This window comes from Seohaeicola sp. 4SK31 (assembly GCF_028802875.1).
GTDB lineage: Bacteria > Pseudomonadota > Alphaproteobacteria > Rhodobacterales > Rhodobacteraceae > Seohaeicola.
The window spans coordinates 13,826-28,747 of sequence record NZ_JARAMP010000003.1; the positions used below are offsets into that span (position 1 = coordinate 13,826).

15 protein-coding genes are annotated in these 14,922 nt (G+C 63.8%); 9 read left to right on the forward strand and 6 right to left on the reverse strand.

Annotated elements, in window-relative coordinates; all coding sequences use genetic code 11:
- Positions 1-204 precede the first annotated feature (204 nt).
- The 6 genes from PVW27_RS03190 to PVW27_RS03215 form a co-directional block, all read right to left on the reverse strand.
- The gene (locus PVW27_RS03190; protein WP_274555100.1) at positions 205-816 is read right to left on the reverse strand and encodes a ferric reductase-like transmembrane domain-containing protein; all 612 of its coding nucleotides are present in this window, start codon (positions 814-816) and stop codon (positions 205-207) included.
- A 4-nt stretch (positions 817-820) separates the two neighbouring features.
- Positions 821-1,321, reverse strand: a complete 501-nt coding sequence (locus tag PVW27_RS03195; RefSeq protein WP_274555101.1) for a twin-arginine translocation pathway signal — start codon at positions 1,319-1,321, stop codon at positions 821-823.
- 157 nt (positions 1,322-1,478) lie between these two features.
- The gene (locus PVW27_RS03200; protein ID WP_274555102.1) at positions 1,479-2,576 is read right to left on the reverse strand and encodes a M24 family metallopeptidase; all 1,098 of its coding nucleotides are present in this window, start codon (positions 2,574-2,576) and stop codon (positions 1,479-1,481) included.
- Positions 2,573-3,031 (reverse strand): GAF domain-containing protein, encoded by a 459-nt coding sequence (locus tag PVW27_RS03205; protein ID WP_274555103.1) that lies wholly within the window; start codon positions 3,029-3,031, stop codon positions 2,573-2,575. Before PVW27_RS03205 ends, PVW27_RS03200 begins: the two co-directional genes overlap by 4 nt.
- A gap of 66 nt (positions 3,032-3,097) precedes the next feature.
- Positions 3,098-4,696 (reverse strand): ABC transporter substrate-binding protein, encoded by a 1,599-nt coding sequence (locus PVW27_RS03210; protein ID WP_274555104.1) that lies wholly within the window; start codon positions 4,694-4,696, stop codon positions 3,098-3,100.
- Between the two features lie 37 nt (positions 4,697-4,733).
- Positions 4,734-5,333: a helix-turn-helix domain-containing protein gene (locus tag PVW27_RS03215; protein WP_274555105.1), complete on the reverse strand. Its 600-nt coding sequence runs from the start codon at positions 5,331-5,333 to the stop codon at positions 4,734-4,736.
- 101 nt (positions 5,334-5,434) lie between these two features.
- Here PVW27_RS03215 and PVW27_RS03220 point away from each other — a divergent pair, with 101 nt between their 5' ends.
- The 9 genes from PVW27_RS03220 (at position 5,435) to PVW27_RS03260 (ending at position 14,919) form a co-directional block, all read left to right on the forward strand.
- Positions 5,435-6,475: an ABC transporter permease gene (locus tag PVW27_RS03220; RefSeq protein ID WP_274555422.1), complete on the forward strand. Its 1,041-nt coding sequence runs from the start codon at positions 5,435-5,437 to the stop codon at positions 6,473-6,475.
- 11 nt (positions 6,476-6,486) lie between these two features.
- Positions 6,487-7,389 carry an ABC transporter permease gene (locus PVW27_RS03225; protein WP_274555424.1) on the forward strand — a complete coding sequence of 301 codons (903 nt, stop codon included), beginning with the start codon at positions 6,487-6,489 and terminating at the stop codon, positions 7,387-7,389.
- Positions 7,386-8,234 carry an ABC transporter ATP-binding protein gene (locus PVW27_RS03230; RefSeq protein WP_274555106.1) on the forward strand — a complete coding sequence of 283 codons (849 nt, stop codon included), beginning with the start codon at positions 7,386-7,388 and terminating at the stop codon, positions 8,232-8,234. Before PVW27_RS03225 ends, PVW27_RS03230 begins: the two co-directional genes overlap by 4 nt.
- Entirely contained in the window at positions 8,231-8,959 is a 729-nt protein-coding gene (locus PVW27_RS03235; RefSeq protein WP_274555107.1) for an ABC transporter ATP-binding protein, read from the forward strand. The genes PVW27_RS03230 and PVW27_RS03235 overlap by 4 nt, the downstream gene beginning before the upstream one ends.
- 183 nt (positions 8,960-9,142) lie before the next feature.
- Entirely contained in the window at positions 9,143-9,811 is a 669-nt protein-coding gene (locus PVW27_RS03240) for a class I SAM-dependent methyltransferase (RefSeq protein WP_274555108.1), read from the forward strand.
- 55 nt (positions 9,812-9,866) lie between these two features.
- Complete coding sequence (locus PVW27_RS03245; protein WP_274555109.1) at positions 9,867-11,123, forward strand: aminopeptidase; 1,257 nt, start codon at positions 9,867-9,869, stop codon at positions 11,121-11,123.
- A 178-nt stretch (positions 11,124-11,301) separates the two neighbouring features.
- Positions 11,302-12,906 (forward strand): ABC transporter substrate-binding protein, encoded by a 1,605-nt coding sequence (locus PVW27_RS03250; RefSeq protein ID WP_432762037.1) that lies wholly within the window; start codon positions 11,302-11,304, stop codon positions 12,904-12,906.
- Positions 12,907-13,008: 102 nt separating this feature from the next.
- Positions 13,009-13,992, forward strand: coding sequence for an ABC transporter permease (locus tag PVW27_RS03255; protein ID WP_274555110.1), 984 nt, complete (start codon positions 13,009-13,011; stop codon positions 13,990-13,992).
- 12 nt (positions 13,993-14,004) lie between these two features.
- Entirely contained in the window at positions 14,005-14,919 is a 915-nt protein-coding gene (locus PVW27_RS03260) for an ABC transporter permease (protein ID WP_274555111.1), read from the forward strand.
- The last annotated feature ends 3 nt before the right edge of the window (positions 14,920-14,922 follow it).

The following is a 14,922-nucleotide window of genomic DNA, read 5'->3' on the forward strand; positions in this document are numbered from 1 at the left end:
CGATTGTTTCACTGCCTCTCGGGGCACCGGCAGCGTGGCCACCGGATCTTGTCTCTGGGTTTCATGCTGACCGGACAGAAAGGCTTTGTCTTGCCCTGCCGGTCGCACGCTTTTTGCGTTCCCTTGGAGAGACAACGTGCCCCGGCGCGTGGAGTTCCGTAAAATGTCGCGCGGTCTTCAGTGGGGGTGATGCGGGCCTTCATTTCAGCCGCGTGAGCGTCCGAGCAGCGCCGACGTCCGCAAGTCTGTCAGAACCTTCAGGGTCGCTGCCACGGCAAGGATGCAGAGCAGCGTTTTCGAGACGGTTCCCATCGTCCCGTGGATCAGCACCGCATGGATGGCGCTGCCCAGCACGATGATCAGCGCCAGTGCGGAATGACCCAGACGCCACGGTCTGATCCCGATCCGCAGCGGGCGGCGCAGCAGCGCCAGAAGGGCGGCCGCGAAGATGGCCCACATCGCCACGACGCCCCATGCCGAAAACGGGGTGGGCGAGGCGAACAGCAGCGCGTCGATCACATCGGGCGGGCTGGTCAGCCAAAGCCCTGCCACATGGATGATCACCGCCAGCAGGATCAGTGCCCCGGTCCAGCGATGCAGATACCGCCCTTGCCGCATCGGCAGACCGGGCAGATATCCCCCCGCCAACAGCGGTTGCAGCAGGAGCAGTGCCATCGCAACAATACCCGCGAAACCGGCGATGATGTAGATCGGTTCACGCCAGGCCAGCAGCGGGCTGCCAAGGGCCACGGCGACAGGCACTGTGACTGCGGTGGCGACTGCGGCCCAGATCAGGATAGCGCGAAACGAGCCCATTATATCAGGCGGGCTGCAACACGAAATCCGCGTTGAGGGTCGTGTCGCCGGGGCTGCGCATCACGGGACGCAGGAATACGGTCTGAAAGGCGGTGTCATCATAGGCGAGATGTCCGTGAGGTTGTCCGAAGGCGGGCACGATCTGTGGCATTTCCAGCCGGAAGGAGCCGTCCGCACGGGTCAGCGTGGCCCCATGGCTGTGGGGATCACGCTCATGACCCTCGGTCGTGTGGGCCCAGATCTGGATGCGGATACCTTCCAGCGGAGCGCCGTCACCCGCGCGACGGACCGTTCCCGTCATCCAGAAGCCACCACCGCCGATCCGTTCGACGATGGGGGCGCCCGGAAGGTAATTGTTGGCCCCGCCCCGCATGGTCGGGGTAGGGGCAAGACCCTGTGCCCGCGCGGGCACCAGCAGGCCGGAGGCTCCGGTGGTCAGAACGGCACCGGCCGTTGCGGCCCCGGCGACAAGAAGATTGCGGCGATTGATCTGGTTCTGGGGCATTCCGAACGCTCCTGTCTGAAACGCCGCCGCCTTGGCGGTCCGGCCACAACTGCGGGTCGGAGATCCTGGCGCGGACCCGGTAGCGCGCCGCTTGCCAGTCATACTATGGGGCAAGCGGCGGGCGAGGGAACCGCACCAACGGCTTTGTGAACAGGTTTCATTGCCGCGAGACGCGCGGACAGGCGATATGCAGATCGCGTGACAGACCCGACAGGATGCGGCAGCCCGTGGCAGTGACGACGGCCACTTCCTCCAGCCGGATGCCGAAGCGTCCGGGCAGGTAGATGCCGGGTTCCACGGTAAAGACCATCCCTTCCTCCAGCAGCAGGGGATTGGTGCCGGTGATGTAGGGCGGCTCGTGGATCTGCGATCCCAGCCCGTGGCCGGTGCGGTGGGTGAAGTAATCGCCATATCCTGCCGCGACGATGGCGTCGCGGGCGGCGCGGTCCACATCCTGCGCCGGGATGCCGGGACGGATGACGGCCAAAGCAGCCTCGACTGCGGCATTCACCACGGCGTGGACTTCGGCGTAGTCGGCGGGCGGTGCACCCAGACAGGCCATGCGGGTGATGTCGGAATAATAGCCGTCCTTCGATCCGCCGATATCGCAGACGATGGGCTGGCCGGGGCGCAGGACCGTGTCGCCGGTATGGTGATGTGGGAAGGACCCGTTCACGCCGATTCCCACGATGGCGAATTCGGGGTTGGCCCCTGCTGCGGCAAAGGCGGCGCGGGCGACGGCGGCGATCTCGCGTTCGGTCATGCCGTCGCGCAGGGCGGCGCGCAGGGCGGTTTGCGCGGTATCGGCGATGCGGGCGTTCTCCTCCAGCGCGGCCAACTCCTCCGCATCCTTGATCATTCGCAGCGCGCCGACCGTGTCGGTGGCAAAGCCGCGCGCCCGGTTGGGCAAGGCATCAAGCAGCAACAGCGCATGATCCGCGCGCATGGATTCATCGACCGACACGCGGTCGGGCGAGGGGGCCAGTTCGGCGAGTGCTGCTGCCAATGCGGCATCGGGGCCGGTCGCGTCGGCCCATTCCCAGAAGGGCAGGTCGGTATGTTGCCGCGCATCGCCGGCGTTCAGGGCGGGCATGAGGAAGCCCGCCTTGTCGGATCCGATCAGCAGCAGGCAGGCGCGTTCATCGGGGTGCGGGGCAAAACCCAGCAGCCAGCGCATATGCGCGCCGGGGGCAAGGGCGACCAGCCCTGTGCCGGTGTCTTTCATGCGGGCGCGCAGGCGATCAAGGCGGCTCATGCCGGATTCTCCATCGGGACGGTGGCAAAGGCCGCCAGCAGGGCGCTGCGGTGGGTCTTGACCAGCGCCTCAAGCGTGCTGACGCGTTGGGGCGTGAAATGACCGGCGGCGTCAAGGATATTGACCGTGCCGACCACCAGCCCGCTGTCATCCGCGACGGGGATGTTCAGAGCGGATTCGCAGCCCAATGCGTTGATCAGCGCGTGATCGCTGAAATAGATCGCGAAGTCGGGCGTGCTGTTGGCGACGAAACTTTTGCCCTCTCCGATGACCAGATCGGACCAGGCATCATCGCGCAGGGGCTTGGTGCCTGTTGCCGGGTAGTCCAGCGGATGCGAGGTATAAGCCCGGCGCGCCAGCCCTGCGGTGCGGTCCAGAACGGTGACGGTGAAAAGCCGCGCGCCGCAAGCGGCGTCGGCGGCCCGGTGCAGGGCGGCAAAGGTGGCATCGGTCATGGCTGTTCCTAAGGGTGTGTGGAATGGGGGCATGGGCGACCGGGGCCGCCCATGCATAAGGGGGGATCAGTTCTTTTCCACCAGCCGGTAGTAGACATAATCCGAGCTGGCGCCGTTCACATAGCCATCCACCCGGTCGGCCATGGCCACCTGCTTGATCGCCTGGAACATGATGACGAAGGGCGCTTCGGCCTGCATCTGCTGTTGCAGATCCAGATACATCTGGTTGCGGGTGTCGGTGTCCTGTTCGGCCAGTGCCGCCATGGTCTTTGCGTTCACCTCGGCGGGCGGCATCCATGCGTTGCGCCATGTGGTGGTCGAGACATATTTGTCGTCCGCATTGTCGGCGTTATAGGCAAAGGCCTTGGCGTTGGAATGGGGGTCCATGAAGTCGGGGCCCCAATAGAGCAGCATCCCCTGATGCGTCCGCGCGCGATACTTGGTGATCACCTGCGCACCCGTGCCGGGCAGGATCTCGAAGTTGATGCCGGCTGGCGCGAAGGTCTGTTGCAGGCTGGCCGCGATATCGGTGAAGGGGGCCGAGTTGATCACGTCCAGTTCGATGGTCAGAGGCAGCTCTACCCCGCCTGCGGCCAGAATCTCCTTGGCCTTGTCGGGGTCATAGCTGAAGGGCGTGTCGGTCAGCGCGCCGGGGAAACCTTCGGGCCAGAACGCCTGATGCACCTCCATCTGGCCTTTCAGGAAGCTGTCGGCCATGCCCTGATAATCCACCAGATAGCGGGCGGCTTCCCACAGCGCGGGGTTGGTCAGGGCTTCGGTCTTCTGGTTGAAGCTGAACCAGTGAACGGCGGTCTGGGGATAGGTTTCCACCTTGACGGCGTCATTGCCCGCAAGGCCCGCGACCTGATCGGGGGACAGGTTCTTGGCCATGTCCACATCGCCGGATTCCAGCAAAAGACGCTGTGTCGCAGCCTCAGGAACGTGACGGATCAGCACGCGTTGCATCGCGGGCGCACCGCCCCAATAGGCAGGGTTCGCTTCCAGCATCAGCACCTCGCCGGGGGCGAAACGGGCCAGCTTGAACGGGCCAGTGCCTGCGCTGTTCTGGTTCATCCAGGCATGGCCCATGTCGCCGTCCACCTCGTTCGCCATGGCGGTTTGCACATCCACCACGGTCGCGGGACGCGAGGCCAGCACGTTCAGCACGAAGGAGGGGGCGAAATCGCCGGTCCAGCGCACGGTGACGGTGTTGCCATCGGCGGTGACCATTTCTTCGATATTCTCGGCCGTCCAGCCAAGGTTCGCGAGGATGAAAGCGGGGGCCTTGTTCAGCACCAGCACACGTTTCCAACTGCCCACGACATCGGCCCCGGTCAGCGGGTTGCCGGAATGGAAGGTCACGCCGTCGCGCAGCTTGAACACGGCGGTCTTGGCCGCGGCGTCGATCTCCCAGCTTTCCGCCAGACCGGGGGCCAGCGTGGTGGTGTCGGTCGCGTCATACTGGACCAGTTGGTCATAAGCGTTGGTGACATATTCACCCGAGCTGAATTCATAGGCGGTGGCCGGGTCGATGGTCACGATGTCGTCGATGTTCTGCGCGATCACCAGCGCGTCATCGGGCGTTACCGCCAGCACGGGGGCGGTGGACAGCGCGATCAGGCTGACGGCCAGCGTGGCCGCAAGGTTACGAGGGGCAAAGATCATGGGCCTTCTCCTGTTGATATGCCGCAGCTTGTCCCCGCTACGGGCGTTCGGGGGATCGTCCGATCAGGCGGGGCGAGGTGCCTGTCCACAAAAGACGGGCGGGGCCTTCCCCGATATTGGCAAATGAATGGGGCGTATCGCCCATGAAATGCAGGCTGTCGCCGGGGTTCAGCACGAAACTCGCCGCGCCGAGGGTCTGTTTCAGGGTGCCGTCCAGCACCATGATCAACTCTTCGCCGACATGGGCTGTCACCTCGGATGCATAGCCCACGGGGATATGCACGATCAGCGACGACAATGTGCCGCCGGGCAGGGTCGTGTTGATCCGCTCATAGGACAGCGAGGCATCGGTCAACGAAAAGCGTGGCCGCTCTCCCGCGCGGGTGATGCTGTCGGCGGGTTTGGGCGTGGCGACGAATACGTCGATATCCACATCCAGCGCGCCTGCCAGACTGGCCAAGGTGCCAAGGCTGGGGGTCGCCTTGTCGCGTTCCACCTGCGACAGAAACCCGACCGAGATACCCGCCTGATCCGCCAATGTCTGCAAGGTCAGCCCCGCCTTGCGACGCAATTCGCGAATGCGACCGCCAAAGGCGGGCGGACTTTGCGTGTCTGTCTGTCGGGCAGCTTCGGTCATGCGGGCCTCCGACTCGAAGGCTAGTAAAAAAATTTTGATAGGTCAAAAATAATTTGTTACGCTTGCCCAAAGCGGGAGAGATGATGACCCTGACGCAGACCATGACCCAAGCTCCAGCCCGCAAGCTGGCGCAGCGCGTTTGGCCGCCGCTGCGGTTTGTTCTGACCGTGGCGGTCACCTTTCTGGGGCTGCTGGCGATCACCTTTGTGATCGGTCGCGTGGTGCCCATTGATCCTGTGCTTGCGGTCGTGGGGGACCGCGCCAGCGTCGAAACCTATGAGGCGGCGCGTCAGGCCATGGGGCTGGATGATCCGTGGGTCGTGCAATTCGCCCGCTACGTGGGCGATGTGGTGCAGGGCGATCTGGGGCAATCGGTATCCACCGGGCGGGCGGTGGCCGATGATCTGGCGCGGGTTTTTCCAGCGACGCTGGAAATGGCCACGCTTGGCATCCTGATCGGTGTGGCGCTGGGCGTGCCTATGGGGGTCTGGGCCGCCGCGCGGCAGGGCACATGGGTGGATCAGGTGATCCGCGTGATCGGGCTTGCGGGCTATGCGATCCCGGCTTTCTGGCTGGGTCTGGTGGGGTTGGTGCTGTTCTACGCCAAGTTGCGATGGGTCGGAGGGCCGGGGAGGATCGACATTTTCCTTGACGGGATGGTGCCGGTGCGGTCGGGCCTGTTGTTGCTGGACAGCGCCATCGCGGGAAACTGGGAGGCCTTTCGCAGCGCCTTTTCCCATATCGTTCTGCCGGCCACGATCCTTGGGTTTTTCAGCCTCGCCTATATCGCGCGCATGACCCGCAGTTTCATGCTGGAGCAGTTGGGGCAGGAGTTCATCATCACCGCCCGCGTCAAGGGGGTGCCCGAGCGGGTGGTGATGTGGCGGCATGCCTTTCGCCCGATCCGGGTGCAGCTGATCACGGTGATCGGGCTGAGCTATGCTGGGCTGCTGGAAGGGTCCGTGATGATCGAGACGGTGTTTTCTTGGCCCGGTATCGGGAATTACCTGACCACGGCGCTTTTGAATGCGGACATGAACGCGGTGCTGGGCGCGACGCTGGTGATCGGGGCGGTGTTCGTGGCGATCAACAAGGGGTCGGACGCGCTTTACCGTCTGCTGGACCCGAGGGCGCGGACATGAGCGCGCATGAGATGAACCTGCGCGACTGGCTGACCAGCGACGATCCCGAAACGCGGATGCAGGCACGGCTGGGGCAGGGGTTCCGGCTGGCGCGGGCGCTGGCACGCAACCCGCTGGCGATGGTGGGACTGGTGGTGATCGTGGCGCTGCTGCTGATCGCGGCCTTCGCGCCGTGGCTGGCGCCTTTTTCGCCCACCGAGGGCGTGCTGGCCAACCGGTTGCAGCCGCCCTCGGCGACCCATTGGATGGGAACGGACGAGCTGGGCCGCGATATCCTGTCCCGCGTTATCCACGGCACGCGGATCACGCTGATGATCGTGGTGCTGGTGGCGGTGATCGCGGCCCCCTTGGGCCTGATCATGGGGGCGGTTGCGGGCTATTTCGGGGGCTGGGTGGACCGGCTGCTGATGGGGTTCACCGACATTTTCCTGTCGCTGCCCCGGCTGATCCTTGCGCTGGCCTTTGTCGCGGCCCTTGGGCCGGGGATCGAGAATGCAGTCATCGCCATCGCCATCACAGCATGGCCGGTCTATGCCCGCATCGCGCGGGCCGAGGTGCTGACCTTCCGCAATGCCGAATTCATCGCGGCGGTGCAGATGCAGGGCGCCTCGTCATGGCGCATCATCGGCCTGCATGTCATCCCGCTCTGCCTGTCCTCGACCATCGTGCGGGTCACGCTGGATATGGCGGGGATCATCCTGACGGCGGCGGGCCTTGGCTTTCTGGGCCTTGGCGCGCAACCTCCGCTTCCGGAATGGGGGGCCATGATCTCGCGCGGGCGGTCGTTCATCCTTGATCAGTGGTGGGTCGCCACCATGCCGGGCTTTGCCATCGTGATCGTTTCGCTGGGCTTCTGCCTGTTCGGGGACGGACTGCGCGACGTGCTGGACCCCAAGCAAAGGAGCAAGGGATGAGCCTGCTTGCGGTAGACAATCTGCGCGTCACCTTTCCGTCCGACCAAGGCCCGGTCGAAGTGGTGCGCGGTCTGTCCTTTGCCCTTGGGCGGGAAAGGCTGGGGATCGTGGGGGAATCCGGGTCGGGCAAATCCATGACGGGCCGCGCCATCATGGGGCTGATCGGTGCGCCGGCGCGGGTGACGGCGGATCGTCTGGAATTCGAAGGGCGCGACCTGCGCAACCTACCCGAACGGGAGTTTCGCAAGTTGCGCGGGGCGCGCATGTCCATGGTGCTGCAAGACCCCAAGTTCAGCCTGAACCCGGTCATCCGTATCGGCGACCAGATCGCCGAGGCGCTGGAGTTTCACACGCAGTTGTCGGCCAGCGCCCGCCGCGCCCGCGTGCTGGAGGCGCTGGAGGCGGTGCGGATCGACGATCCCGAACGGGTGGCCCGGCTTTATCCGCATGAGGTGTCGGGCGGCATGGGCCAGCGCGTGATGATCGCGATGATGGTGGTGATGGAGCCCGCGCTGATGATCGCGGATGAACCGACCAGCGCGCTGGATGTATCCGTGCGCGGGCAGGTGCTGGATATCATGGACGATCTGGTGCGCAGACGCGGGATGGGGCTTTTGCTGATCTCGCATGACTTGAACATGGTGGCGCGGTGGTGCGACCGGATTCTGGTCATGTATCGCGGGCAGATCGTCGAGGAATTAGGTGCGGGGGCGCTGAACGCAGCGCAGCATCCCTATACGCGCGGCCTGCTGGCCAGTTTGCCCAAGCTGAACGAGGAGCGCGCGACACTGCCGATACTGGACCGTTCCGCGCTGGACGGTTTCATGGCAGGGACCGCCCGATGATCGACGTGCAGAACCTGACGGTGCGCTATGGCGACACGACCGTGCTGCATGGCGTTTCGCTGGCCGTGGCGGAAGGCGAAAGCTTTGCGCTGGTGGGAGAAAGCGGATCGGGGAAATCAACCATCCTCAAGGCCCTTGTGGGACAGGTGGATGACTGGCAAGGGCAGATGACACTGGCGGGGCATGCCCTGCAACCGGGGCGGCGGGCCGATCTGGCGCGGCAGGTCCAGATGGTGTTTCAGGACCCCTATGGCAGCTTGCATCCGCGCCGCACTGTGGATGACACGCTGGCCGAGCCGCTGGCCATCCACGGGATCAAGGGGCGCGATGCGCGGGTCCTGGCGATGCTGGATGCCGTGGGTCTGCCGCGCCGTTTCCGCTTCCGCCTGCCACATCAGTTGTCGGGCGGGCAGCGCCAGCGTGTCGCCATCGCCCGCGCCCTGATGCTGGAGCCGCGGGTGCTGCTTCTGGACGAACCGACAAGCGCGCTAGACGTTTCAGTCCAGGCGGAAATTTTGAACCTTCTCAAGGGATTGCGTGCAGAGAAGGGCCTGACCTTCCTGCTGGTGACACATGATCTTCCGGTGGTCAGCTTTCTTTGTGACCGGCTGGCCGTGCTGCGCGCCGGACGGGTCGAGGAGGCGGCAGCGGTTGCCACCCTGCGCGCGGCGGGGCTGCGCAGCGGCTATGGGCGCGAATTGCTGGAACGATCGGGGCTGGTCTGATCCGGCTGGGCAAGACCTTTGCTTGACAGTCTGCGGCCAAGTTTGTTTCGTGAACACGGCAGGCGGTCCGGTATGTGCAAAGGGGTTTTTCGTGTTGCGTCACTTTCAGATGACCCGCAGTCCGGGCGTCGCCCGTGCTTGGCCTTTCTTCATATCCCATGACGGCATGTCGCAGGTGGCGCGATGACCGAACCGGCAGCAGAACGCACCCCGCTTGATCTGCTGCGCGAGCATGCCGTGCAGGACAGTTTCGAGGCGCTGCGCGACCACATGATCGGCGCGATGCTGTTCGAGGACAAGAAGCGCATCCGCCTGTGGTGTCTGCAACAGGCGGTCGCCGCACTTGGCACCGAAGGGCTTTTTGCCGAGTTCGGCGTCTGGCGCGGGCACGGGGTCAATCTTTTCGCCCGGCATCTGGCCAAGGCCGGGGTGACGGTCTGGGGCTTCGACAGTTTCGAAGGGCTGGAGGAAGACTGGATCGGCCATGCCCGTGGCGCGGAACGGGGCCGCTATTCGCTGGATGGGCAGTTGCCCGAGGTGCTGCCCAATGTGCAACTGATCAAGGGCATGGTGCAGGATACCGTCCCCGGCTGGCTGACCCAGTATCCGGAAGAACCGGTGATCTTTGCGCATCTGGATCTGGATACCTATACGCCGACACGGTTCGTGCTGGATGCGATCCGGCCCCGTCTGGTGCCCGGCACGGTGCTGCTGTTTGACGAGCTTTACGGCTATCCCGGCTGGCGTGGGCATGAGTGGAAAGCCTTGCAGGAAGCTTTGCCTGCAGACAGCTACAGGTTCGTCGCCTTTTCGGGGCAGGCCGTCGGTATCGTGATCACGCGGGTCGATTGACGACGGGAACCCCGCCGCTATGGTCAGGGCCAAGACCTGAACCAAGGAGCCAGCGATGACACGCCATGAGACACCCACAGCCGGACCCATTGATGCGGCCAGCCTTGACCGGTTGGCGGAACTGGCGGTCCGGGTCGGGTTGAACCTGCAATCGGGTCAGGATCTGCTGCTGACCGCGCCGATCGAGGCGTTGCCGCTGGTGCGCCGGATCGCGGAACACGCCTACAAGGCGGGGGCCGGTCTGGTGACGCCGCTGTTTTCGGACCCCGAGGTGGCGCTGGCGCGCTATCGTCATGGGGCGGATCACAGCTTTGATCGCGCCGCAGGCTGGCTTTATGACGGGATGGGCGCGGCATTCGATGCGAATACCGCGCGTCTGGCCATTGTGGGCGACGATCCCATGCTGCTGGCCGCCGAGGACCCCGACAAGGTCGGCCGCGCGAACAAGGCCAATTCCATCGCCTATACGCCCGCGCGGGAGCGGATCACGAATTTCGCGATCAACTGGAACATCGTGGCGTGGCCGGGGCGGGCCTGGGCGCGGCTGATGTTCCCCGATCTGCCCGAAGATCAGGCCGTGGCACGGCTGGCGCAGGCGATCTTTGCAGCCTCGCGTGTGGATCAGGGTGATCCGGTCGCCAACTGGGCCGCACATAACGCGCGCCTGCGCGAGCGGTCCGACTGGCTGAACGGTCAGGCGTTCCATGCGCTGCATTTCACCGGACCCGGCACCGATCTGACCGTGGGTCTGGCCGATGGGCATGAATGGATGGGCGGCGCGTCCCAGTCGCGCAACGGGATCATCTGCAATCCCAACATCCCGTCCGAAGAAGTGTTCACCACACCCCATGCCCTGCGGGTCGAGGGGCATGTGTCATCGACCAAGCCGCTCTCGCATCAGGGCAGCCTGATCGACGGTATCCGCGTCACGTTTGAAGGCGGGCGCATCACCGAAGCACACGCGACAAAGGGGCAGGAGGTGCTGCGGAAAGTGTTGGACACGGATGAGGGCGCGCGGCGTCTGGGCGAGGTGGCCTTGGTGCCGCATGGCTCGCCTATCTCGCAATCGGGGCTTTTGTTCTTCAACACCCTGTTCGACGAGAATGCCGCCTGCCATATCGCGCTGGGACAGTGTTACTCCAAATGCTTCAAGGGCGGTGACAAGATGAGCGCGGCGCAGGTCGCGGCACAGGGCGGCAACAGCAGCGCCATCCATATCGACTGGATGATCGGGTCGGACCAGATCGACATCGACGGTGTCCAAGCCGACGGCCGCCGCGTGCCTGTCTTCCGCAAGGGTGAATGGGCCTGATTGCTATACAGTAGTCAACCTGTGGGTGACGCGACGACAACTTGAGGAAACTGGTTGCGTCAGACAAAGCGTCGCAGGTATCCTGCTGCCACCACCCGCACTGCGGGCGTCAAAATATTGCAAACAAAACGGGGGGCTGCCTGTGCTGACCCACCCGACACATAACGGGAGTTGATCCATGTTTTCCAAGTTCCCTACCTCCGCCGTCGCGCGGACGGGTCGCGCCATGTTGATGGCCGGTGCCGCGATGGCGCTGACCATGACGGCTGCCAGCGCCGAGACCCTGCGCTGGGCGCGCGTCGCCGATGCCCTGACGCTGGACCCGCATTCGCAGAACGAGGGGCCGACCTCGACCCTGCTGCACCACATCTATGAAACGCTGGTCGGTCGCGCCACTGATGGCTCGCTGGAGCCGCGTCTGGCGACCGAATGGAGCATCAGCGAAGAAGACCCGTCCGTCTGGGTGTTCAAGCTGCGCGAAGGCGTCAAGTTCCATGACGGCGCGGATTTCACCGCCGAGGATGTGGTCTTTTCGCTGGATCGCGTCCGTGCCGAAAGCTCGGGCTTCAAGGCGCTGCATTCCGCGGTGGAAAGCGTGTCGATGGTCGATGACTATACCGTGCACGTGAAGATGACCGGTCCGTCGCCGCTCTATGTGCAGAACCTGACCAACACGTTCATCATGGACAAGGGCTGGGCCGAGGCGAATGACGTCGTGGTGCCGCAGAACTTTGCAGCCGGTGAGGAAAACTTTGCCGTCCGCAACACGAACGGCACCGGCCCCTACACGCTGGTGTCGCGCGATCCCGAAGTCCGCACCGTGATGGCCCGTTTTGACGGTCACTGGGACGAAGCCCCCGCCGTGACCGAGATCATCTATACCCCGATCGCCGAAGCCGCGACGCGCGTCGCTGCCCTGCTGTCGGGCGAGGTGGACATCGTGCAGGACGTGCCGGTGCAGGATATCGCGCGGCTTGAGCAGACCGATGGCATCAAGATCGCCACCGGGCCTGAAAACCGGAACATCTTCTTTTCCTACGACATGACCTCGGACAAGCTGCGTTCGGCCAATGTGGACGACAACCCGTTCAAGAAGCCGGAAGTCCGCGAAGCCATGGCTCTGGTGATCGACCGCGATGCGATCCAGCAGGTCGTGATGCGCGGCCAGTCCCAGCCGTCTGCTGCACCTCTGCCGCCCTTCGTGAACGGCTGGACGGAAGAGATGAACGCCTATGGCAAGCCTGATTACGAGCGTGCTGCCGCATTGGTGGCCGAAGCGGGTTATCCCGACGGGTTCTCGGTCGATCTGCACTGCCCGAACGACCGTTACCTGAACGACGAGGCGATCTGTCAGGCGATGGTCGGCATGCTGGGCCGCGCCAAGATCAACGCCAATCTGGTGTCGCAGTCGCGCAGCCTCCACTTCCCGCTGATCGAAAAGTGGGAAACCGACTTCTATCTGCTGGGCTGGGGCGTTCCGACCTTTGACTCGGCCTATGTGTTCAACTTCCTCGTGCACACCCGTGAAGGCAGCTTCGGCAGCTTCAATGGCTCGCGCTATTCCAACCCGGAACTGGATGCCAAGATCGAACAACTGGCCACGATGACCGATCTTGAGGCGCGTGATGCGCTGATCGCGGAAATCTGGGACAAGGTCATGGAAGACCGCGTGTTCCTGAACGTGCACAACCAGATGCTGGCCTATGCGATGAAGGACAACATCAATCTGGACGTTCACCCGGAAAACCAGCCCAAGATGACGACGGTCACCTTCGGAAACTGATCCGGCTTGATCCTTGCGCCCGTGCAGTCTATCGCTGCGCGGGCGTTTTGCTTTAAGACAGCAAAGCTGACCTAACAGACCCTTGAAAAGGCGGTTCCTGCCATGCTGGCCTATATCATCCGACGAATCCTGCAATCGGTGCTTGTGATGCTGGTCGTGGCGCTGGTGTCCTTTGCCTTGTTCCGTTTCGTGGGCGATCCGATCAATTCGATGGTCGGTCAGGAAGCCACCATCGCCGACCGCGAGGCGCTGCGCGAGCAATTGGGGCTGAACGATCCGTTCCTGACGCAGTTCGCCACTTTCATCGGTCGCGCCGCGCAGGGGGATTTCGGGATCTCCTACAGGCTGCAACAGCCGGTGATGGAGCTGATCCTGTCGCGTCTGCCCGCCACGCTGGAACTTGCCTTGGTGTCCGGCGTTCTGGCCTTCGTCTTTGGTGTTGGGTTCGGGGTCTATACCGCGTTGAAACGAAACGGCTGGTTGTCCAACACGATCATGACCGTCTCGCTGATCGGGGTGTCGCTGCCGACTTTCCTGATCGGCGTGCTGCTGATCTGGGTCTTTGCGGTGGAACTGCAATGGCTTCCCAGTTTCGGGCGCGGTGACACGGTACAGATCGGCGGCTGGACAACGGGGTTTCTGACCGCGACGGGCCGCGCTTCGATCATCCTGCCAGCCATCACGCTGGGGCTTTATCAGATGACCCTGATCATGCGCCTTGTCCGTGCCGAGATGCTTGAGGTGCTGCGCACCGATTACATCAAATTCGCCCGTGCCCGTGGCCTGAGCAATCGAGCGGTGCATTTCGGCCATGCCCTCAAGAACACGATGGTGCCGGTCATCACGATCACAGGCCTGCAACTGGGCTCGATCATCGCTTTCTCCATCATTACCGAAACGGTGTTCCAGTGGCCCGGTGTCGGCGCGCTGTTCATCAACTCGGTCCGATTTGTCGACGTGCCGGTGATGGCGGCTTACCTCATGCTGATCGCGCTGGTGTTCGTGGTCATCAACCTGATCGTCGATCTGCTCTATTACGTCGTGGACCCGCGCCTGCGCGTGGACCGCGCCGCGACCCGCCATTAAGGAGCCGCTGCCATGAACCGCTTTGCACGCATGTGGGACAGCGACATCGCCTGGTCCTTTCGCCACTCGCCAGTGGCGATTGTTGCCACGATCGTGGCGCTGATCATCATCCTTGGCGCGGTATTCGCCCCTTGGATCGCGCCTTATGATCCGTTCGATTCCGCCTCGTTGAACCTGATGGACGGCTTCACCCCTCCGGGCGAGCCGAACCAGTTCACCGGTAATGTCTATCTGATGGGCACCGACAATCAGGGCCGGGATATCTTTTCGACAATCCTTTACGGCGCTCGGATCTCGCTTTTCGTGGGCTTTGCCGCTGTGGCGCTGGGCATGTTTCTGGGGATCGGTCTGGGCCTTCTGGCCGGCTGGCGGGGCGGTTGGGTCGACAGCCTTCTGATGCGCATTGCCGATGTGCAACTGTCCTTTCCGTCGATCCTGATCGCGCTTCTGATCTTTGGCATCGCGCGCGGCTTCATCCCGCCCTCCATGCGCGAGGAAGTGGCGATCTGGGTGCTGATCGTGTCCATCGGCCTGTCCGACTGGGTCCAGTTCGCCCGCGTGGTGCGGGGTGCCACAATGGTTGAAAAGTCAAAGGAATATGTGCAGGCCGCGCGCGTGATCGGCGTGCATCCGGCGCGGATCGTGGTCAAGCATATCCTGCCCAACGTGATGGGGCCTGTGCTGGTGATCGCGACCATCGGTCTGGCGTTGGCCATCATCGCCGAGGCGACGCTGTCCTTTCTGGGCGTGGGTGTGCCGCCGACGCAGCCCAGCCTTGGCACGCTGATCCGGATCGGTCAGCAATACCTGTTCTCGGGGGAATGGTGGATCATTCTCTTCCCCTCCATCGCGCTTCTGCTGCTGGCGCTGTCGGTCAACCTTCTGGGCGACTGGCTGCGCGACGCGCTGAACCCAAGGCTGAGGTAAGAT